At 62.7% G+C, this 21,009-nt stretch carries 20 protein-coding genes; 11 read left to right on the top strand and 9 right to left on the bottom strand.

The features are described from left to right. Positions 1 to 91: 91 nt before the first annotated feature. Together nadE and pncB are read right to left on the bottom strand one after the other, a co-directional pair. A complete protein-coding gene (gene nadE, locus N805_RS24980) occupies positions 92 to 919 on the bottom strand; it encodes an ammonia-dependent NAD(+) synthetase (RefSeq protein ID WP_019471455.1) in 828 nt (275 codons plus the stop codon). A 3-nt stretch (positions 920 to 922) separates the two neighbouring features. Next, positions 923 to 2,128, bottom strand: a complete 1,206-nt coding sequence (gene pncB, locus N805_RS24985) for a nicotinate phosphoribosyltransferase (protein WP_019471454.1) — start codon at positions 2,126 to 2,128, stop codon at positions 923 to 925. A 469-nt stretch (positions 2,129 to 2,597) separates the two neighbouring features. Here pncB and N805_RS24990 point away from each other — a divergent pair, with 469 nt between their 5' ends. The 6 genes from N805_RS24990 (at position 2,598) to N805_RS25015 (ending at position 9,153) form a co-directional block, all read left to right on the top strand. After that, a complete protein-coding gene (locus N805_RS24990) occupies positions 2,598 to 3,734 on the top strand; it encodes a branched-chain amino acid ABC transporter substrate-binding protein (RefSeq protein WP_019471453.1) in 1,137 nt (378 codons plus the stop codon). 154 nt (positions 3,735 to 3,888) lie between these two features. Continuing rightward, the gene (locus tag N805_RS24995) at positions 3,889 to 4,803 is read left to right on the top strand and encodes an ABC transporter permease subunit (protein ID WP_016489422.1); all 915 of its coding nucleotides are present in this window, start codon (positions 3,889 to 3,891) and stop codon (positions 4,801 to 4,803) included. Between the two features lie 2 nt (positions 4,804 to 4,805). Next, on the top strand, positions 4,806 to 6,107 hold the full coding sequence (gene livM / locus N805_RS25000) for a high-affinity branched-chain amino acid ABC transporter permease LivM (protein ID WP_019471452.1): 1,302 nt from the start codon (positions 4,806 to 4,808) through the stop codon (positions 6,105 to 6,107). Next, complete coding sequence (locus N805_RS25005) at positions 6,104 to 6,979, top strand: ABC transporter ATP-binding protein (RefSeq protein ID WP_019471451.1); 876 nt, start codon at positions 6,104 to 6,106, stop codon at positions 6,977 to 6,979. The genes livM and N805_RS25005 overlap by 4 nt, the downstream gene beginning before the upstream one ends. Further along, a complete protein-coding gene (locus N805_RS25010; RefSeq protein ID WP_019471450.1) occupies positions 6,976 to 7,692 on the top strand; it encodes an ABC transporter ATP-binding protein in 717 nt (238 codons plus the stop codon). The genes N805_RS25005 and N805_RS25010 overlap by 4 nt, the downstream gene beginning before the upstream one ends. 693 nt (positions 7,693 to 8,385) lie before the next feature. Then, positions 8,386 to 9,153: an SDR family oxidoreductase gene (locus tag N805_RS25015; protein ID WP_019471449.1), complete on the top strand. Its 768-nt coding sequence runs from the start codon at positions 8,386 to 8,388 to the stop codon at positions 9,151 to 9,153. Between the two features lie 117 nt (positions 9,154 to 9,270). Here the strand turns inward: N805_RS25015 and N805_RS25020 are convergent, their stop codons facing one another. The 3 genes from N805_RS25020 to N805_RS25030 form a co-directional block, all read right to left on the bottom strand. Next, the gene (locus tag N805_RS25020; RefSeq protein WP_019471448.1) at positions 9,271 to 10,368 is read right to left on the bottom strand and encodes an AGE family epimerase/isomerase; all 1,098 of its coding nucleotides are present in this window, start codon (positions 10,366 to 10,368) and stop codon (positions 9,271 to 9,273) included. A gap of 174 nt (positions 10,369 to 10,542) precedes the next feature. After that, positions 10,543 to 11,175 (bottom strand): TetR family transcriptional regulator, encoded by a 633-nt coding sequence (locus N805_RS25025; protein WP_019471447.1) that lies wholly within the window; start codon positions 11,173 to 11,175, stop codon positions 10,543 to 10,545. 122 nt (positions 11,176 to 11,297) lie between these two features. Then, positions 11,298 to 11,750 (bottom strand): hypothetical protein, encoded by a 453-nt coding sequence (locus N805_RS25030; protein WP_028614104.1) that lies wholly within the window; start codon positions 11,748 to 11,750, stop codon positions 11,298 to 11,300. Positions 11,751 to 12,090: 340 nt separating this feature from the next. On the opposite strand from N805_RS25030, the gene N805_RS25035 reads away from it, so the two are divergent. After that, positions 12,091 to 14,157: an AsmA family protein gene (locus tag N805_RS25035; protein ID WP_019473584.1), complete on the top strand. Its 2,067-nt coding sequence runs from the start codon at positions 12,091 to 12,093 to the stop codon at positions 14,155 to 14,157. Positions 14,158 to 14,268: 111 nt separating this feature from the next. Here the strand turns inward: N805_RS25035 and N805_RS25040 are convergent, their stop codons facing one another. Both N805_RS25040 and osmE read right to left on the bottom strand, forming a co-directional pair. Then, the gene (locus N805_RS25040; protein WP_026034675.1) at positions 14,269 to 14,799 is read right to left on the bottom strand and encodes a ferritin-like domain-containing protein; all 531 of its coding nucleotides are present in this window, start codon (positions 14,797 to 14,799) and stop codon (positions 14,269 to 14,271) included. 47 nt (positions 14,800 to 14,846) lie between these two features. Then, positions 14,847 to 15,188 (bottom strand): osmotically-inducible lipoprotein OsmE, encoded by a 342-nt coding sequence (gene osmE / locus N805_RS25045; protein WP_019473586.1) that lies wholly within the window; start codon positions 15,186 to 15,188, stop codon positions 14,847 to 14,849. 123 nt (positions 15,189 to 15,311) lie between these two features. Between osmE and N805_RS25050 the strand changes: the two genes are divergently transcribed. Beyond that, positions 15,312 to 16,202 (top strand): esterase/lipase family protein, encoded by an 891-nt coding sequence (locus N805_RS25050; RefSeq protein ID WP_019473587.1) that lies wholly within the window; start codon positions 15,312 to 15,314, stop codon positions 16,200 to 16,202. 10 nt (positions 16,203 to 16,212) lie between these two features. Here the strand turns inward: N805_RS25050 and N805_RS25055 are convergent, their stop codons facing one another. After that, a complete protein-coding gene (locus tag N805_RS25055) occupies positions 16,213 to 17,085 on the bottom strand; it encodes a DMT family transporter (RefSeq protein ID WP_019473588.1) in 873 nt (290 codons plus the stop codon). 226 nt (positions 17,086 to 17,311) lie between these two features. On the opposite strand from N805_RS25055, the gene N805_RS25060 reads away from it, so the two are divergent. The 3 genes from N805_RS25060 (at position 17,312) to N805_RS25070 (ending at position 19,522) form a co-directional block, all read left to right on the top strand. Further along, entirely contained in the window at positions 17,312 to 18,100 is a 789-nt protein-coding gene (locus N805_RS25060) for an AraC family transcriptional regulator (RefSeq protein WP_019473589.1), read from the top strand. Between the two features lie 62 nt (positions 18,101 to 18,162). Further along, positions 18,163 to 18,450, top strand: coding sequence for a PsiF family protein (locus N805_RS25065; protein WP_016501850.1), 288 nt, complete (start codon positions 18,163 to 18,165; stop codon positions 18,448 to 18,450). Positions 18,451 to 18,514: 64 nt separating this feature from the next. Further along, positions 18,515 to 19,522, top strand: coding sequence for an AI-2E family transporter (locus N805_RS25070; protein ID WP_019473590.1), 1,008 nt, complete (start codon positions 18,515 to 18,517; stop codon positions 19,520 to 19,522). Between the two features lie 134 nt (positions 19,523 to 19,656). Here the strand turns inward: N805_RS25070 and N805_RS25075 are convergent, their stop codons facing one another. Continuing rightward, positions 19,657 to 20,928, bottom strand: a complete 1,272-nt coding sequence (locus N805_RS25075; protein WP_019473591.1) for an Hsp70 family protein — start codon at positions 20,926 to 20,928, stop codon at positions 19,657 to 19,659. Positions 20,929 to 21,009: the final 81 nt, after the last annotated feature.

Here is a 21,009-nt window from a genome sequence, read left to right on the forward strand (position 1 = left end):
GCCTATTCGCGGGCACGCCCGCTCCCACAGGTTAATCACTGTTTTCAAGGGCAGTGAAAATCCTGTGGGAGCGGGCGTGCCCGCGAAGCTTTTACGGGGCGAACGGCAGTTCGCGCTTGTGCTGGGTCTTGTGGTAGGTAGCAACGATGATGTCGAACGCCGCCTGATCAACCGGCAACCCATGCAGGAAGGCATCGATCTGCTGGTAGGTCACGCCATGCGATGCTTCGTCCGGCTTGCCCGGCTCCAGGTCCTCAAGGTCGGCAGTCGGCACCTTCTCCACCAGTGACTCCGGTGCGCCAAAGCTGCGCGCAATGGCCCGTACCTGGTTCTTCACCAGCCCGCTCAGCGGCGCCAGGTCGCAGGCACCATCACCAAACTTGGTAAAGAAGCCCATCACCGCCTCGGCGGCGTGGTCGGTACCGATCACCAGGCCCGCGCGGGCGCCGGCGATGGTGTACTGGGCAACCATGCGGGTACGTGCCTTGACGTTGCCCACCACAAAGTCCACCAACGTTGGCGAGCCGTTCTTCAACTCCACCACTTCAGCGGCCAATGCCCGCACCGCCGGGGCGATATCCACGGTGTGCACTTCATCGGCCTTGATCACGTCGAGGCAGGCCTGGGCGTCATGTTCGTCATGCTGCACCTGGTAGGGCAGGCGCACGGCAATGAAGGTGTAGGCCTTGTCGCCGGTTTCGGCGCGCAGTTCATTCACGGCGCGCTGGGCGAGCAGGGCGGCAGTCAGCGAGTCGACACCGCCGCTGATGCCCAGCACCAGGGTCTTGAGCCGGGCGTTGGCCAGGCAATCCTTGATGAACGCCACACGCCGGGCGACTTCGGCCTCAAGCGCGGTAGCGTCGGCGAACGGCGGCTGTACCTTAAGCGCCTGGGCAATCTCTTGCTGAACCGCTTGCATGGGTTACTCCTTGCTGGGGACTTTGAATACGTGGCGCATGTAGGCGACGAAGTTCTCGTCACGGCACTGGGTCTTGGCGGCTTCGTCCGAGATCTTGGCCACCGGCGCGCCGTTGCAGTCGGTCATTTTAAGCACGATGCTCATCGGGGCCACACCCGGTATGTCACATGTCAGGTTGGTGCCGATGCCAAAGCTGACGTTGATGCGACCACGCAGGGCACGGAAGATCTCCAGCGAGCGGGTCAGGTTGAGGCCGTCGGAAAACACCAGGGTCTTGGTCATCGGGTCGATACCCAGCTTCTGGTAATGGGCAATGGCCTTCTCCGCCCAGGCCACCGGCTCGCCCGAGTCGTGGCGCAGGCCGTCGAAGAGCTTGGCGAAGTACAGGTCGAAATCGCCGAGGAACGCATCCATGGTGATGCAGTCGGTCAGGGCAATGCCAAGCAGGCCGCGGTACTCGCGCACCCAGCAGTCCAGTGCGGCGATCTGGCTGTCGATCAGCCGTGGGCCGAGCTGCTGGTGGGCCATGATCCATTCATGGGCCATGGTGCCCAGCGGCTTGATATCCAGTTTCCATGCCAGGTCGACGTTGCTGGTGCCGACGAAGCGGGCCGGGAAGTCGTCGCGTAGCACCCGCACCACGTCTTCCTGGACACGGCTGGAAAAACGCCGACGGGTGCCGAAGTCGGCTACCTGCAGTTCGGCCAGTTCGTCATCGCTGGCATGCGCACGCAGCCAGTCGAACTTGCGGTACAGCTGGTCGCGCGCTTCGGCCAGGCGCATGTGCGGGTGCAGATGGCGGTTGCGCACTTCGCTGATGATGGCCAGCAGCGGGACTTCGAACAGGATCACATGCAGCCACGGGCCCTTCAGGCGCAGGAACAGTTGGTCGTTTTCAATGCCGACGCGTACGTAGCGCAGGTTGAAGCGGAACAGGCGCAGAAAACGCAGGAAGTCCGGCTTGAGGAAGCTGATGCGTTCGAGGAAAGCCAGTTGGCCGTCGTCCAGGGTGAGGTCGCTGAGTAGCTCGAGCTGGTTGCGGATCTCGCCCAGGTAAGGGCGCAGGTCCTCGCCGTTGCGGCAGCGGAATTCCCATTCGACGTCGGCGTCCGGGTAGTTGTGCAGCACACCCTGCATCATGGTGAGTTTGTAGAAGTCGGTGTCGAGCAGGTTGTGCACGATGCGCTCGGCGAATGCGCTTTCGCTCATCAAGGGGGCTCCGGAAGCGGCGAATGGCCGACATTGTGCCAGCCTTTTGGGCCTTGTTGTGTCTGGGCTGGCCTCTTCGCGGGTGAACCCGCTCCCACAGGGCTGCGTATCTGCCAAAACAGAGGTGTTTTTCCGTGCACCGGCTAGCCTTCAAACGGTGCCGCCTGTAGCAGTTGCGCACCAGCGGTGTGCACTTCGGTGACGTCCGCTGTTACAGGGCGGTTGCACGTAAACACTTGCCAGGGTTGCAATGATGGCACATGGCGGTTGCTCCTTGTCTGTACGTGTGGTGGCGCCTGCCGCGCGGCAGACGGTTGCACGCTCAATAAAGAAAAGGCCGTCGGTCGCCTGCAGTGCGCCTGCGCAGTGTGTTTTCCCGGAAGACAAAACCTATGGCACGGCCCTTGCTCTGAGCACAGGGTTGAGAAGTTGTAGTGCCAACCAAAAAAAACTCTAGGAGCACCACCTCATGTCGCAGACGTTTTACAAGAAAGGTTTCCTGGCACTGGCCGTCGCTACGGCCCTGGGTGTTTCTTCGTATGTTCAGGCCGACGTCAAGATCGGTGTAGCGGGCCCGATGACCGGGGCTAACGCGGCGTTTGGCGAGCAGTACATGAAAGGTGCGCAGGCAGCGGCCGACAAGATCAACGCAGCCGGTGGCGTCAACGGCGAGAAAATCGTCCTGGTCAAAGGCGACGATGCCTGCGAACCGAAGCAGGCCGTGGCGGTAGCCAACCGCCTGGCCGATCAGGACAAGGTGATCGGCGTAGTGGGCCACTTCTGTTCTTCCAACACCATTCCGGCGTCCGAGGTGTATGACGAAGCGGGCATCATCGCCATTACCCCGGGCTCGACCAACCCACAAGTGACCGAGCGCGGCCTCAGCGCCATGTTCCGCATGTGCGGCCGTGACGACCAGCAGGGCATCGTGGCCGGTGACTACATCGTCGACGTGCTCAAGGGCAAGAAAGTCGCGGTGCTGCACGACAAGGACACCTACGGCCAGGGCCTGGCCGATGCGACCAAGGCACAGCTTGAGAAGCGCGGCGTCAAGCCGGTGCTGTATGAAGGCCTGACCCGTGGCGAGAAAGACTTCAGCGCCGTGGTTACCAAGATCCGTTCCACCGGTGCCGACGTGGTTTACTTCGGCGGCCTGCACCCGGAAGCCGGCCCGCTGGTGCGCCAGCTGCGCGAGCAGGGCCTGAAGGACGTCAAGTTCATGTCCGATGACGGCATCGTCACCGACGAACTGGTGTCCACCGCCGGCGGCAAGCAGTACGTCGATGGCGTGTACATGACCTTCGGCGCTGACCCACGCCTGTTGCCAGACAGCAAGGCCGTGGTGGAAGAGTTCCGCAAAGGCGGTACCGAGCCTGAAGGCTACACCCTGTATGCCTACGCTTCGGTACAAGCGCTGGCCGCAGCCTTCAATGGCTCCAAATCCAACAAGGGCGAAGACGCCGCCAAGTGGCTCAAGGCCAACCCGGTGCAGACCGTGATGGGCGAGAAGAAGTGGGACAGCAAGGGCGACCTGACCGTGTCCGACTACGTGGTCTACCAGTGGGACAAGGAAGGCAAGTACCACCAGCTGGAAAAACAAAAATAACAACGGCAGCCCGCCCGGGCGCAGGCCCGGGCCATTGCCCCTGCGGTACCTGTCTTTATTCGGAGATCTGCACGGTTCTGCACTGCGGGGGCCGCTTTGTCCGTGGCCTGCCGTGGTCCGCGCCTGTGCAGTCTCACTCAGGTGAGATTGCGTTATGGATGGTATTTTCCTGCAGCAACTGGTCAACGGCCTGACCCTCGGGTCGGTCTATGGCCTGATCGCCATCGGCTACACAATGGTCTATGGCATCATCGGCATGATCAACTTCGCGCACGGCGAGGTGTATATGATTTCCGCGTACCTCGCGGCAATCAGCCTGGCATTGCTGGCCTATTTCGGCGTCGAGTCGTTCCCGCTACTGATGTTGGGCACGCTGTTGTTCACCGTCGTCGTCACGGGCGTCTATGGTTTCACCATCGAACGCATCGCCTACAAACCCCTGCGTAACTCCACCCGCCTGGCGCCGCTGATCAGTGCCATCGGCATCTCGCTGATCCTGCAGAACTACGCACAGATCAGCCAGGGCGCCCGCCAGCAAGGCGTGCCCACCCTGCTTGAAGGTGCCTTGCGTGTCGAAGTCGGCACCGGCTTCGTGCAACTGACCTACACCAAGATCTTCATCCTGATCGCCGCCTTCGTGGGCATGGGCCTGCTCACCTACGTGATCAAGTACACCAAGCTCGGCCGCATGTGCCGTGCCACCCAGCAAGACCGCAAGATGGCCTCGATCCTGGGCATCAACACCGACCGGGTGATTTCCTACGTGTTTGTCATCGGTGCGGTAATGGCCGCCCTGGCAGGTGTGCTGATCACCATGAACTACGGCACCTTCGATTTCTACGCCGGCTTCATCATCGGCATCAAGGCGTTCACCGCCGCAGTGCTCGGTGGTATCGGCTCGCTGCCTGGCGCCATGCTTGGCGGCATCATCCTGGGGATTTCCGAGTCGCTGTTCTCTGGCCTGATCAACTCCGACTACAAGGACGTGTTCAGCTTCTCGCTGCTGGTGATGATCCTTATCTTCCGCCCACAAGGCCTGCTGGGTCGCCCGCTCGTGGCTAAGGTGTGAACATGTCCGTTGCCAAAACTGCCTCTGTCAGCGAAACCAAGGGTTTCGACCTTAAACGCAGCCTGCTGGAGACCCTCGTCGCCGGCCTGCTGGCACTCATCGTGTTTGGCCCGGTCGTCGGCGTAGTGCTCGACGGCTACACCTTCAATGCCGAGCCGCGGCGCGTAGCCTGGCTGGTCGGCGGGGTGATGCTGGGGCGCTTCCTGCTCAGCCTGTACCTGCAGAGCGCCGCTGGCGTTCGCATGCTCCAGGGCTTCGACAGCGGTGGCTCGGGTGTGCATGTGAACGCACCGGACTACAAGTCGCGCTTGCGCTACATCATCCCGGCGCTGGTGGTGATTGCCATCGTCTTCCCGATCTTTGCCAACAAGTACTTGCTGACCGTGGTCATCCTCGGCCTGATCTACGTGTTGCTGGGGCTTGGCCTTAACATCGTGGTCGGCCTGGCCGGCCTGCTCGACCTGGGCTACGTGGCGTTCTACGCCATTGGCGCCTATGGCCTGGCACTGGGTTACCAGTACCTCGGCCTGGGTTTCTGGAGCGTGCTACCCCTGGCGGCCATCGCCGCAGCGTTGGCGGGGTGCATACTTGGCTTCCCGGTGCTACGAATGCACGGTGACTACCTGGCAATCGTGACCCTGGGCTTTGGCGAGATCATCCGCCTGGTGCTGAACAACTGGTTGTCGTTCACCGGTGGCCCCAACGGCATGCCGGCCCCTTCGCCAACCTTCTTCGGCCTGGAATTCGGCCGCCGGGCCAAAGATGGCGGGGTGCCGATCCACGAGTTCTTCGGCTTCGATTACAACGCCAACCTCAAGTTCGTGTTCATCTACGCGGTGCTGTTCCTGGTGGTGCTGGCTGTGCTTTACATCAAGCACCGCCTCACCCGCATGCCGGTCGGCCGCGCTTGGGAAGCGCTGCGTGAAGATGAGATCGCCTGCCGCTCGATGGGCCTGAACCACGTACTGGTCAAGCTTTCGGCGTTTACCCTGGGGGCCTCCACTGCCGGCCTGGCCGGGGTGTTCTTTGCCACCTACCAGGGCTTCGTCAACCCGTCGTCGTTCACCTTCTTCGAGTCGGCGCTGATCCTCGCCATCGTCGTGCTGGGTGGCATGGGCTCGACCGTGGGCGTGGTGATTGCAGCGTTCGTGCTGACCGTGGCGCCCGAACTGCTGCGCAGCTTCTCTGAATACCGGGTGCTGTTGTTCGGGGTGCTGATGGTGCTGATGATGATCTGGCGACCGCGTGGGCTGATCCGCATCAGCCGTACCGGTGTGACCCCGCGTAAAGGAGTGGCGCCATGAGCGACGATATCATTCTCTCGGTCGACAACCTGATGATGCAGTTCGGCGGCATCAAGGCGCTGAGCGATGTCAGCCTGAAGGTCCGGCGCAACCAGATATTCGCCCTGATCGGCCCCAACGGGGCGGGCAAGACCACGGTGTTCAACTGCCTGACGGGTTTCTACAAGGCCAGTGGCGGGCGCATCGAGCTGAACGTGCGCGGCAGCCACACCAACGTCATCCAGCTGCTTGGCGAGCGCTTCCAGGCGGCGGACTTCATCTCGCCGGCGCGCTTTGCCAACCGCATGTACTACAAGATGTTCGGCGGTACCCACCTGGTCAACCGCGCAGGCCTGGCGCGCACCTTCCAGAACATTCGCCTGTTCAAGGAAATGTCGGTGGTGGAGAACCTGCTGGTGGCCCAGCACATGTGGGTCAACCGTAACCTGCTGGCCGGGGTACTCAACACCAAGGCCTACCGCAAGGCCGAGAGCGATGCGCTGGACCATGCCTTCTACTGGCTGGAAGTGGTCGACCTGGTCGACTGCGCCAACCGCCTGGCCGGCGAGCTGTCGTACGGCCAGCAGCGCCGCCTGGAAATTGCCCGGGCCATGTGCACGCGGCCGAAGATCATCTGCCTGGACGAACCGGCGGCGGGCCTGAACCCGCAGGAAACCGAAGCCCTCAGCCGCATGATTCGTGTGCTGCGTGACGAGCACGACATCACCGTGGTGCTGATCGAGCACGACATGGGCATGGTCATGAGCATTTCCGACCATATCGTGGTGCTGGACCACGGCAACGTGATTGCCGAAGGCGCGCCGCAGGAAATCCGCCACAACCCGACGGTGATCGCCGCCTACCTGGGTGCAGATGAAGAGGAACTGGTATGAGTGCACCCATTCTCGAGCTGAAGGACCTGGACGTGTTCTACGGGCCGATCCAGGCGCTGAAAAAGGTTTCGATGCACATCAACGAGGGCGAGACGGTCAGCCTGATCGGTGCCAACGGGGCTGGTAAGTCGACCCTGCTGATGTCGATCTTCGGCCAGCCTCGCGCTGCGTCCGGGCATATCGTTTATCGCGGCACCGACATTACCCGCAAGTCGTCGCACTACATTGCGTCCAACGGTATCGCCCAATCGCCGGAAGGGCGCCGGGTGTTCCCCGACATGTCCGTCGAGGAGAACCTGATGATGGGTACCATCCCCATCGGCGACAAGCATGCCGATGAAGACATGCAGCGCATGTACGAGCTGTTCCCACGGTTGAAGGAGCGGCGTAACCAGCGGGCCATGACCATGTCCGGGGGTGAGCAGCAGATGCTGGCGATTGCCCGGGCGCTGATGAGCCGGCCGAAGTTGCTGTTGCTGGATGAGCCCTCGCTGGGGCTGGCGCCGATCGTGGTCAAGCAGATCTTTTCGACCCTGCGTGAGCTGGCCAAGACCGGGATGACCATTTTCCTGGTGGAGCAGAACGCCAACCATGCGTTGAAGCTGTCCGACCGGGCGTATGTGATGGTCAACGGGGAGATTCGCATGACCGGGACCGGGCAGGAGCTGCTGGTCAACGAGGAAGTGCGCAACGCCTATCTCGGCGGGCACTGAGTTACATCCGGGGCCGCTTTGCGGCCCATCGCCGGCAAGCCAGCTCCCACAGAGATTGCACAAACCTTGAAGGCAGTGTTTTACCTCTGGGAGCTGGCTTGCCGGCGATGGGCTGCAAAGCAGCCCCATTTCCAATGTGGACAACTTGCCGCGCCTTGCTCTCGATACCCGCCAATATTCCCTCGCAAGCCCTTGTTTCCACAGGCTTGATCTTGTCCACGGATAATGTGGAACCGCCTGTGGAAAACATGGTGGCATCTCGCTCCAGCCCTTTGATAACGTGCCCTGCAGCGATGCGATCATTTTTTGATCACATCCTTCCTGTGGATGACTTTTCAAGCTTTTTCACAGACCCGAAAGCACCTCCAAATCAGCGCCAAGGCTGTGGATAACTCTGTGGGAAAACCTTGGACAGACTGCTGCAGGCAGCATGCTTGAAAGCTTTGCATCCTCACCGAAAAGATATCCACCGACCACGCAACGCTGAAAGGGTTCCGCACTGTGGACGAGTTGCCCCCAATCCATGGGGAAAGCCTTGTGGATAACATGCGCATAGCTGGCGCCGAGCCTTCTGCCGCAAGGGTTTGCCGTACATGTACAAAAAATGTACAGCGCCCTGAACGGCTTGCTGCCAGCGCACGGCGCGGGCATGCTGCAAAGCTGCCGATGACAACCTACCGTGAGGAACAGAGCATGACGTCCACCGTATTCATCACTGGCGCCACATCCGGTTTCGGCGAGGCCACCGCCCGCCGCTTTGCCGAAGCTGGCTGGAAGCTGGTGCTCACTGGTCGCCGCAAGGAGCGCCTGGACGCCCTGTGCGCCGAGCTGTCGGCCAAGACCGAAGTACACGGCCTGGTGCTTGACGTGCGTGACCGCAAGGCCATGGAACAGGCCATCGCCAGCTTGCCGGCCGGGTTCGAAAAGATTCGCGGCCTGGTCAACAATGCCGGCCTGGCACTGGGTGTGGATGCGGCGCAGAACTGCAGCCTGGACGACTGGGAAACCATGGTCGACACCAACATCAAGGGCCTGATGTACACCACCCGCCTGCTGCTGCCACGCCTGATCGCCCACGGTCGCGGCGCGTCGATCCTCAACGTAGGTTCTGTGGCGGGCAACTACCCGTACCCTGGCAGCAACGTGTATGGCGGCACCAAGGCCTTCGTCGGCCAGTTCTCGCTGAGCCTGCGCTGCGACCTGCGTGGCACTGGCGTGCGCGTGAGCAATATCGAGCCGGGCCTGTGCGAGAGCGAGTTCTCGCTGGTGCGCTTCGGCGGTGACCAGGCCAAGTACGACGCCACTTATGCAGGCGCCGAGCCGATCCAGCCGCAGGACATTGCCGAAACCATCTTCTGGATCCTCAACCAGCCGGCGCACATCAACATCAACAGCCTGGAGCTGATGCCGGTGAGCCAGGATTGGGCTGGGTTCTCCATCGACCGTTCGGTCAAGGGCTGAAAATAGTCACCGGGGCCGCTGTGCGGCCCATTCGCGGGGCAAGCCCGCTCCCACAAGGTAATTCACTAGCCTAAGGACGATGCAGTACCTGTGGGAGCGGGCTTGCCCGCGAAAGCGTCAGCTCAGGCGCTGCAACCCTTCCAGGCAGGTCGCCAAATGATAGGGCGTAGTAGAAGGCATATCATGCCGGCTGACGTTGCCCTCACCATCCCGGCACTCATACCAGCCCGCTTCCCGCAAGAACCGCGCTTCCAGCACCTGCAACTGCTCCGGCAATTTCGCCTCCCCGCCAGCACGCAGCACCAGCGCTCGCAGGTACTCCGCCTGTGCCCAAACCCGTTGTGTGGCATCCAGCACCTGGCCATCCACATCCAGCATCGCCAGCACTGCCCCATTCTTCACCCCGAACTGCTCGGCAAAGCCGAACGCCCGGTCGATGGATGCATGCAGCGGCGTGTCACGCAGCAGCGGCGAGGTATGCAGCAGGTAGAACCACTCGAACTGGTGCCCCGGCTCGAACCAGTTATCCACAGCCCCGCGTGGCTTTTCCAGCATCAGGCCGTGGGCCGGTTCGATGAAGTGCGCCTGAAGCGCCTGGCACAGTTGCAGCAGCGACTGCTGGGTATGTTCATCGTCACGCACCGCCAACACCTGCAGGAACGCCTCGGCCAGGTGCATCTGCGGGTTCTGCAGCGGGCCGCTGGCGAGGTCGGCCCAGTCTTCGCCCAGGCTGGCTTCGTACAGGCCGTCGTCACGGGCGAACTGCTGGTCGATGATGTCCAGCGCGGCGTTCAGTGTGGATTCCACCAGGCTTTCGCGCACCTTGCCCCAGTAGTGCGCGCAGGCAAACACGATGAACGCGTGGGTGTACAGGTCCTTGCGCCGGTCCAGCGGCTTGCCCTGGGCGTCGATGCTGTAGAACCAGCCACCGTGTTCGGCGTCGTGAAAATGCTTTTGCAGCGAGCGGAACAACGCCGCCGCCCGCTCCGCTGCGCCCGGTTGCCCGATACGGCTGCTGAACAGGTACAGCTGGCGTGCGCAGGCCATGGCCCGATAGCGCTGCACCGGCAAGGGCTGGTGCTGGGCGTCCAGGGCCTCGTAGGGCAGGGCCAGGTCGGCATTCCAGCCCGGGCCTTGCCACAACGGCACGATGCATTCGGCGAAGTGCTGGTTGAAGCGGGCCAGTTCAGGCAGGGTGGGGCGGGGGTCGGACATTTCGGCGCTCGTCGCTGTCGGGCAGGGCGCCATGGTAGCAGAACTGGCGTTTTCAGTAGCCTGTGCCGGCCCCTCGCGGGCTTGCCTGCTTCCACAGGATCACCACAGGCCCGAGCTATTTGGGTTACCTGTGGGAGCGGGCAAGCCCGCGAAGGGGCCGGCACAGGCAACCCATCAGCCCGGGTTGCCCAGCCCTTGCCAATGCCGCGCGCCGACGAAGATGAAGCGTAATTGCTGGGTGATCTTTTCCTGCGCCGTCAGCGCCTGTGGATAACTTGAATCTGGGCTGTCGATAAGCTCGGGCAGGGTAGCGAACACGGTCTTCACCACCAGGTCGGCCATCACCGCCAGCGCGGCGCTGTCAAGGTGCTGCCAGCGCTTCATGCGCGCAAGGTCGGTCGCCAGATCGTCGCTGATGTCCTGGCGCAGGCGGGCAATGGCCTGGCGCACGGCCTGTGAACCGCCGTACTGCTCGCGGGCCAGAAACAGGAACTGCGCGCGGTGGGCAGCCACCACGTCGAGGAAAATGCGCACCGAAGCATCGGTGATGCCGCCCAGTTCGAATTCGTTCTGGCGCACCAGGCGGATGGTCTGGCGGAAGGTGGTGTCGATTTCGGCCACAAGGGCCAGGCCCAGGGCGTCCATGTCGGGGAAATGCCGGTAGAAACCGGTCGGCACGATGCCAGCGGTCTTCGCCACTTCGCGCAGGCTGACACTGCCGAAACCACGGCCACTCTCCATGAGCAGGCAGGCGGCATCGAGCAGGGCCTGGCGGGTCTGTAGCTTCTGTTCGGCGCGCGGCAGCATGATGCGGGCTTCTGTGACGGTAAGGCTGGGCACTCTAGATAAAAAAACAAAGCCCGGTCAATGGACCGGGCCTGGAGGGGAGCAAGCGGTGTGACAGAGGTTGTTCTTTTCCGCCATGGTGATCAGCTCACACGGCTGAGTTCAACCAGGCGATCGGAGCCACCTTCAGCAACGCGGCCAGCTTGTTCGATCAGGCGATCCGAGCCACCTTCGGCAACGCGGCCAGCTTGTTCGATCAGGCGATCCGAGCCACCTTCGGCAACGCGGCCAGCTTGTTCGATCAGGCGGTCCGAGCCACCTTCGGCAACGCGGCCAGCTTGTTCGATCAGGCGATCCGAGCCGCCTTCGGCAACGCGGCCAGCTTGTTCGATCAGGCGGTCCGAGCCACCTTCGGCTACGCGGCCAGTGCGTTCGATCAGGCGATCAGAGCCACCTTCGGCAATGGTTTTCAGCGGCTGGGCGATTTCGGCAGCGCTGGAGCGGGATTCGGCGGTGAGGTGTTGCTCGTCGGCTGGCAGGGCAAAAGCGTTGGCAGCCAGGATGGACAGGGTCAGGGTCAGCAGGTGGCGTTTCATGATTTCGGTGCTCCTCTCGGGGGCTGGAAAGTGGGTACGGAGCCAATGCTACGCTCGGTAACGCCAGAGAGAAGTTCATACGGGTAATGGTAACAATCGACCGCATTGATAGAGGTTGGAAACCGCTCTGGAAAGCGCTTTACAGGTCGGCTTAGGCTGACGTGATGGTCCTGTTGACGGGTAGCAGGCAGCGCCTGACGCGACGTATTGCTGAGCAAAAGGCCAGGAAAACTTCGCTATCATGGCGCTCTCGATAAAACCCCACGGGTTTTCCACAGTCCGACATATTGACTGCCATCGCTGCCCCCGTTTTGTGCCATACCGCAAGGAGAATCACGCAATGACGCGTCCCGCCAGAATCCTCCTCTGGGCCCTCGCCACCCTGTTAACCCTGCTGGCGATTCTGGTGGTGGTGATCGCCACCTTTGACTGGAACCGCGTAAAGCCCCTGCTCAACGAAAAGGTTTCCGAGGCCTTGCACCGGCCCTTCGCAATCAACGGCAACCTGGCCGTGCACTGGCGCACCGAGCCTGAAGAGGGTGGCTGGCGTGCCTGGGTGCCATGGCCGCATTTCATTGCCGAGGACCTGACCCTGGGCAACCCGGAGTGGCTCAAGGAACCGAAGATGGTCGGCCTGGAGCGCGTGGAGTTCCGCCTGGCGCCGTTGCCGCTGGTGTTCCAGCAGATCAGCATCCCGCGCATCGACCTGACCAAACCCACTGCCAGCCTCACTCGCCTGGCCGATGGCCGTGCCAACTGGACGTTCGACTTCGGCCCCAAGGATGAAAACGCAGAACCGTCCAAATGGCAGCTGGATATAGGTGCGATCGGTTTCGACCAGGGTAATGTCAGCTTCGACGACCAGACCCTGAAAACCAGCATGAAGGTGCAGATCGACCCGCTGGGCAAGCCGATCCCGTTCAGCGACATTGTCGGCAAGGCCAGCGCCGAGAAGGCCGGTGGTGCACAGGACTACGCCTTCGGGCTCAAGGCCCAAGGCCGCTACAAAGGCCAGCCGGTGTCCGGCACCGGCAAGATCGGCGGCCTGCTGGCCCTGCAGGACGCCAGCCAGCCGTTCCCGCTGCAAGCCGATGTGCGCATCGCTGACACCCATGTGGTGCTCGCCGGCACCCTGACCGACCCGCGCAACCTCGGCGCGCTCGACCTGCGCCTGCGCCTGTCCGGTGCCAGCCTGGGCAACCTCTACCCATTGACCGGGGTGACCCTGCCGGACACCCCGGCCTACTCGACCGACGGTCGTCTCAGCGCCAACCTGCATGCCGCGCAAGGCGCGACGTTCAACTACCAGAATTTCAACGGCAAGATCGGCGACAGCGACATCCACGGCGACCTGGCCTTCGTCGCCAGCCAGCCACGGCCCAAGCTGTCTGGCAACCTGGTGTCCAACCAGTTGCTGTTCAAGGACCTGGCGCCGCTGATCGGCGCCGACTCCAACGCCGAGCAGAAGGCCCGTGGGGGGGCCAGCAAGCAGCCGACGGGCAAGGTGCTGCCGGTTGAAGAATTCCGCACCGAACGCTGGCGAGCAATGGACGCCGACGTCACTTTTGCCGGCAAGCGCATCGTGCACAGCACGCAACTGCCGTTCAATGACCTGTCGGCCCACGTGATGCTCGAAGACGGTCTGTTGCGCCTGGAGCCCCTGCGGTTTGGCGTGGCCGGCGGCAACCTGGCCTCCAAAATCCGCCTGGACGGTCGCAGCGTGCCCTTGCAGGGCCGCGCCCAGCTGACTGCCCGGGGCTTCAAGCTCAAGCAATTGTTCCCCACCTTCGCACCGATGCAGACCAGCTTTGGTGAACTGAATGGCGATGCCGACATCAGCGGCCGTGGCAATTCGGTTGCGGCCTTGCTGGGGACGGCCAATGGCGACCTGCGCATGCTGATCAACGATGGCGCGATCAGCCGCAGCCTCATGGAAATCGCCGGCTTGAACGTGGGCAACTACGTGGTCGGCAAGCTGTTCGGTGATGAAGATGTGAAAATCAATTGCGCAGCGGCCGATGTCGGTCTCAAGGACGGCCTGGCGACTACGCGGTTGTTCATCTTCGATACCGAGAACGCGATCATCTACATCAACGGCACGGCCAACTTCGCCAGCGAGCAGCTGGACTTGAAGATCACCCCGGAATCGAAAGGGCTGCGTCTGTTCTCGCTGCGTTCGCCGCTGTATGTGCGGGGGCCGTTTGCCAAACCGAATGCGGGCGTACAGGCGTTGCCGCTGGCGCTGCGCGGGGCGGGAATGGTGGCGCTGGGGGTGGTGGCCGGGCCGGCGGCAGGGTTGCTGGCGCTGATTGCGCCCAGCAGCGGGGATGATCCCAACCAGTGCACGCCGCTGTTGCAGCAGATGAAGGCGGGCAAGGCGCCGGCTGTAGTGAAAGGCAAGAAGTGATGGGGGCCGCGTTGCGGCCCATTCGCGGCACAAGGCCGCTCCTATAGGGGAAAGCGATCCCTTGTAGGAGCGGCCTTGTGTCGCGAAAGGGGCGCAAAGCCCCCCCAGCAATTACAGCCCTTGCAGCAGGTCGGACATGTCGTCCGCGTGCTCTTCTTCCTGGGCCAGGATGTCTTCGAAGATGCGCCGCGTAGTCGGGTCCTTGTCACCGATGTACTGGATGATCTCGCGGTAGCTATCAATGGCAATCCGCTCTGCCACCAGGTCTTCCAGCACCATCTCTTTCAGCGAATTACCCGCCACGTACTGGGCATGGGAGTTTTTTGTCAGGTTATCCGGGTTGAAGTCCGGCTCACCGCCCAACTGCACGATGCGCTCGGCCAACTTGTCGGCATGTTCGGCTTCCTGGTTGGCATGCTCCAGAAACTCATCGGCAGCCGCGCTGGCCTTGATGCCGCTGGCCATGAAGTAGTGGCGCTTGTAGCGCAGCACGCAGACCAGCTCGGTGGCCAGCGATTCATTCAGCAAGCGCAGGATTTCCTGACGGTCGGCGTGGTAACCCTCGGTCACGGCGCCTTGCTCCACATGCTGGCGGGCACGTTCGCGCAGGGTTTTCACATCGGTCAGTTCAGTCGCATTCATGTTCATCTCCGGAAGCATCAGGGTGGTCATGGGAGGTCTTGAGAGGCTTACGCGCCGCGGACGGCGTCGCTGTCTTCTTCACGTTGTTTGCAGGTTTTGAAGCCCTTGGCATCGACGTGGCCGGTGGCATCGAAGCGCACGTAGTAGGGCTGCTGTTTGCCGTCGCGGTTGAGGATGTAGTCGTTGCAGGTACCCCCGTGCGGCAGGTCGATCACATTCGATGGGCTGCCGCCGATGGCGATGACCTTTTGCATGGTCATGCCGTGCTCCACCTGCTTGACCAGCGGTTCGTCGCGGTAGGTGACATAGTCCACCGGGTTTTCCGGGCGGCTGCCGCAGGCGGCCAGGGTGGCGCTTGCCAGAAGGATTGCCAGGGTCTGCTTGTACATGGTCCCGCTCCTTGCAAAGGGTCTGTGTGGTTTGGAACCACAGCGCGCGCCGGGAGTTCGATTGCGATGGTCATGATTGGCGCTGTAGTGTTGCCCGGTCGTCCACGGAAAGGGGCTGGGGCAATGCAGCAGGAATTGGCCACGCGATACCCGTTGGTGCTGGTGCCGGGCATGCTCGGGTTTGTCCGGGTAGTGCTCTACCCCTACTGGTTTGGCATCGTGCCAGCCCTGCGCAAGGGCGGGGCGCAGGTGTTCCCGGTGCAGGTGTCGCCGCTGCATTCCAGCGAAGTGCGCGGCGAGCAGTTGCTGGAGATCATCGAAGATATCTGCACCCGTACCGGTGCCGACAAGGTCAACCTCATCGGCCACAGCCAGGGTGCCCTGAGCGCGCGCTACGCAGCCGCCAAGCGGCCGCAGCGCGTGGCTTCGGTCACCTCGGTGGCCGGCCCCAACCACGGCTCGGAACTGGCTGACCACCTGGAGCGCACGGCGCCTGGCGATTCACCCCAGGGGCGCATCCTCAAGGCCGTGCTGCATGGTTTTGCCGTGTTGCTGGTGTGGCTGGAAACCGGCTGGCGCCGCGACCCGCTGCCGGTCGATGTGCACGCCTCGCACCAATCGCTGACCACAGACGGGGTGGCGCTGTTCAACCAGGCGTATCCGCAGGGGCTGCCGCAGACCTGGGGCGGCGAAGGGGCCTATGAGGTCGATGGCGTGCGCTATTACTCGTGGTCCGGCACCTTGCAGCCCGGCCTGACCGACCAGGGGCGCAACCGCTTTGACGGCAGCAACCGCTTCTGCCGCCTGTTCGCGCGCGGCTTCGTCAAGGAAAAGGGCCATTGCGACGGCATGGTCGGGCGTTTCAGTTCGCACCTGGGGCAGGTGATCGGCGATGACTATCCACTCGATCATCTGGATATCGTCAACCAGTCGCTCGGCGCCGTGGGCAAGGGCGCCGAGCCGGTGCGGCTGTTCACCGAACATGCAGCCCGGCTCAAGGCGGCCGGGCTTTAGTTTCAGGGCTTCAGCGGCGTATCGGCGTGGTCCAGCGCTCGGCCAGCACTACCCCTGCCAGGGTCAGCAGGCCGCCGACCAGGTGATAGCGCGCCAGTTGCTCGTCGAGCACCAGGGCGGCGATCAGTGCGGTGATCAATGGCAGCAGGTTGAAGAACAGCGTGGTGCGGCTTGGCCCCAGGCGATGCACGGCCTGCATCCACACCAGTGGCGCGATCATCGAGGCCAGCACGCAGGCGTACAGCACCAGGCCGATGTTATGGCTGTTCAGGCCGGTCTTGTCCGACAGCAGGAACAGCGGCAGCAGCACCACGATTGCTACCAGCACCTGCAAGTACAGCAACTGCAGCGGTGGCAGGCGCAACTGCCATTTCTTCAACAGGAAGCTGTACAGCGCATAGGCAAGGGTGGCGACCAGCATCAGCAGGTCGCCGCTGTTCAAGCCCTGCTGCAGCAGGCTGGCGGGGTGGCCGGCACTGACCACTTCCAGCACGCCGAAGAATGACACCACCGCGCCCAGCAGGGCGCCGTAGCTCAGGCGCTGGCCCAGCCAGGCGATGGACAGCGCCAGCGACATCAGTGGCATCAGCGAAAGGATGATGCCCATGTTGGTGGCGCTGGTGATGCCGGCGGCAAAATAGGCCAGGCTCTGGTACATCGCCATGCCCAGCACGCCCAGCACGAACACTTTGCCCAGGTGTGGGCGAATGGCTGCGCGGTTGCGCCATACGGCGGGCAGCAGGAATGGGGTGAACAGCAAGCCGGCCAGTAGCCAGCGGTAGAAGCCGATTTCGGCAGGTTGGATGGCACCGGCGGACATCTTGGTGACCACGGTGTTGCCGGCCCAGATGAGGATGGCGGTGAGGGGGAACAGGTAATTCATGTAGCGGGTTACTCATTGGGGCCTGGATTGGGGCTGCCTTGCAGCCCTTCGCGGGCTTGCCCGCTCCCACAGGGATATCACAGGCCTTGAGGTTGGCGCAGTTCCTGTGGGAGCGGGCAAGCCCGCGAAGGCCTGCAAGGCAGGCCCTCGATAGGCCTGTATTATCGAGTGTCTGTTCACAAGCCTATACTCTTATCCAGACAACCCACCCCGCAAAGCAGACAGCATGCCGCGCAAATACCTCGATATCCCCCAATTCACCCAACTGCCGGCCCCGGTGTACTTCCGCCACGACGAGTTCGTTGCCGATACCCACAGCGCCGTGCACTGCCACGCTTGGGGCCAGCTCAACTACTCGGCTCACGGCGTGATGCACCTGGATGTGGCCGGCCAGCGTTTCCTGTCGCCGCCGCAATACGCCGTTTGGGTACCGCCCGATACCGAGCATGGTTGCTACAACCCTCAAGCCATCGTCTACCGCTCCATCTATCTCGACCGCAGCCTGTGCGCAGCCCTGCCACCGCTACCGTGCAGCCTGATGATCAGCGATATCCTCAAGGCTATCCTTGGCGACTTTGCCCGGCGTGACCTGAAGGTGGCCGAGGAGGAGCGCGACCAGCGCCTGGTGCAGGTACTGCTCGACCAGTTGCTGCTGGCGCCCACCCAAGCCTGCTACCTGCCGTTTGCCCACAGCGATGGCCTGCGGCAGGTACTCGACGGCCTCAGTGCCGAGCCCGGTGACAACCGCCCGCTGGCCGACTGGGCCGCGCGCGTGCATGTCAGCGAACGCACCCTGGCCCGCCAGTTTTTGCGCGAACTGGGCATCAGTTTTGGCGAATGGCGCCTGCGCCTGCGTTTTCTGCGTGCCATCGAAGCGCTGGAGGCCGGCCTGCCGATTCAGGCCATTGCCTTCGACCTGGGCTACAGCAGCGCGTCGGCGTTCATCGCCATGTTCCAGCGCCAGGCTCAGTGCACCCCCGAGCAGTACCGTCGGCAGGCACGGGCGGGGCGCTGAATTTCTTGGCTACACTCAGCTCGACCCCCGTGCGTCGGGCACGGAGCCAAGGAGACCACTCCATGAAAGTGCTGCAAATTCCATTGCTGGCGTTGGCTGTGTTGTTCAGTGCCCAGGGCTTCGCGGCCAATACGGCGCAGCAGGAAAAGATGAAAACCTGCAATGCCGACGCTACTACCAAAGCCCTCAAGGGCGATGAGCGCAAAGCGTTCATGAGCACTTGCCTGAAGAAGGACGTGCCACAAACCCAGCAGGAGAAGATGAAGACCTGCAACGCCGACGCCACCACCAAAGCCCTGAAGGGTGACGAGCGCAAGGCGTACATGAGCGACTGCCTGAAGAAGAAATGACCTATGCCTGCGCCGCCAAGGCTGGCAGACTGCGGGCATTCCCGCTGTCTGCCGTCGAGGCTGTATGACCTTTACCCCCCGTCAGATCACTCTGGCCAGCCTGATCATCGTCATGGCGGGCCTGCTGCTGGCTTTGCCCTTGAAGTTGTTGCCCAGCCTGCTGGCCGGCCTGCTGGTGTTCGAACTGGTCAACATGCTGACCCCGCGCCTGCAACCGCTGCTGGCCGGCCAACGCGCGCGTTGGCTGGCCGTGGCGCTGCTCGGTACGCTGGTGGTCACTACCTTGACGCTGTTGATTGCCGGTGCCTTCAGCTTTTTGTTGCACGAGGCGGAAAACCCCGGCGCCTCGCTGGACAAGTTCATGGCCCTGGTGGAGCGTGCCCGCGGTCAGCTGCCGCCCTTCATCGAGGGCTACCTGCCCGCCAGTGCCGCTGAGTTCAAGGTGGCCATCGGTGACTGGATCAAGAGCCACCTGAGCGACTTGCAACTGGTGGGCAAGGGCATGGCGCACATGTTCGTGACGCTGCTGATCGGCATGATCCTCGGGGCGATCATCGCCTTGCAGCGTATCCCCGATGTTTCCCGGCGCAAGCCCCTGGCGGCAGCGCTGTTCGAGCGGCTGAACCTGCTGGTGAAGGCGTTTCGCAACATCGTGTTCGCGCAGATCAAGATCTCGCTGCTCAACACGGCCTTTACCGGCATCTTCCTGGCGGTGGTGATGCCGCTGTTCGGCGTGCACCTGCCGCTGACCAAGACGCTGATCGTGCTGACCTTCCTGCTGGGCTTACTGCCGGTGATCGGCAACCTGATGTCCAACACCCTGATCACCATCGTCGGCTTGTCGCTGTCGATCTGGGTGGCGGCGGCGGCACTGGGCTACCTGATCGTCATCCACAAGGTCGAGTACTTCCTCAACGCGCGGATTGTTGGCGGGCAGATCAGTGCCAAGGCATGGGAACTGCTGCTGGCGATGCTGGTGTTCGAGGCGGCATTCGGGCTGCCCGGCGTGGTGGCGGGGCCGATCTACTATGCCTACCTGAAGAGTGAGCTGAAGCGCGAAGAGCTGGTTTGATTCTCTATTAGCCTGTACCGGCCTCTTCGCGGGTAAACCCGCTCCCACAGGTACTGCACAAGTCTCAAGTATTGTGCGATCCCTGTGGGAGCGGGTTTACCCGCGAAGAGGCCAGTCCAGGCCATAGAGATGAATCAGGCAGCGCCGTAACGCTTGCGGGCTTCGATGGCCAGGCCGCTACCAATGCTGCCAAAGATGTTGCCTTCCACGTGCCGCGCATTCGGCAGCATCGCCGACACACTGTTGCGCAGCGCCGGAATGCCGCTGGAACCGCCCGTGAAGAACACCGTGTCAACCTGGCCTTCGCTCACGCCAGCCTTGGCCAGCAGCTCGGTCACGCTGCCGCGTACCCGCTCCAGCAGGCCTTCGATGGCGCCTTCGAACAGCGCTCGGGTCAGTTGGGCAGTCAGCTCGGGCTCGACACGGCGCAGGTCGATGTGGCGGCTGTCTTGCTCGGTCAGCTCGATCTTGCTGGCCTCTACTTCCATCGCCAGCCAGTGCCCGGCGCGCTGCTCGATCAGTTTGAACAGGCGGTCGATGCCAAAACTGTCCTCGATGTCATAGCGCATGCTGCCCAGCGCCAGCTGCGACTTCTGCGAGTACAGGGCGTTGATGGTGTGCCAGGTGGCCAGGTTGAGGTGGTAGCTGGTGGGCATCAGCGCCCCGCTCTTCATGCGGCTGCCATAGCCGAACAGCGGCATCACGCCCTGCAGGCTCAGCTGCTTGTCGAAGTCGGTACCGCCGATGTGCACGCCGCCGGTGGCGAGAATGTCGCTTTGGCGTTCGGCGATCAGGTGGCGCTCGGGCGACAGGCGGATCAACGTGAAGTCTGAAGTACCACCACCGATGTCGACGATCAGCACCAGCTCTTCACGGCTGATGCCCGACTCGTAGTCGAAGGCCGCGGCAATCGGCTCGTACTGGAACGACACATCCTTGAAGCCGATCTTGCGCGCCACGTCGGCCAGGGTGTCCTCGGCTTCCTGGTCAGCAGCCGGGTCTTCGTCGACGAAGAATACCGGGCGGCCCAGCACCACCTGGTCGAACTCACGGCCAGCGGCAGCCTCGGCGCGCTTTTTCAGCTCGCCGATGAACATGCCCAGCAGGTCCTTGAACGGCAGGGCACTGCCCAGCACGCTGGTGTCGTGCTTGATCAGCTTGGAGCCCAGCAGGCTCTTCAGCGAGCGCATCAGGCGGCCTTCGTAGCCTTCCAGGTATTCGTGCAGTGCCAGGCGGCCATACACCGGGCGCCGCTCTTCGATATTGAAGAACACCACCGAGGGCAAGGTGATCTTGCCGTCTTCCAGGGCAATCAGCGACTCCACGCCAGGGCGGTGCCAGCCGACCGTGGAGTTGGAGGTGCCAAAGTCGATGCCCAGGGCGCGGGCCGGGGATACGTCAGACATGGGAAATCAGCTTCCGGAGCGAAAACGGCCGCGCAGTTTATGCCACTTGGCTACAGAATCAAGACCAGTCGTCTGCCATGG

This window comes from Pseudomonas putida S13.1.2 (assembly GCF_000498395.2).
GTDB classification, from domain to species: Bacteria; Pseudomonadota; Gammaproteobacteria; order Pseudomonadales; family Pseudomonadaceae; genus Aquipseudomonas; species Aquipseudomonas putida_Q.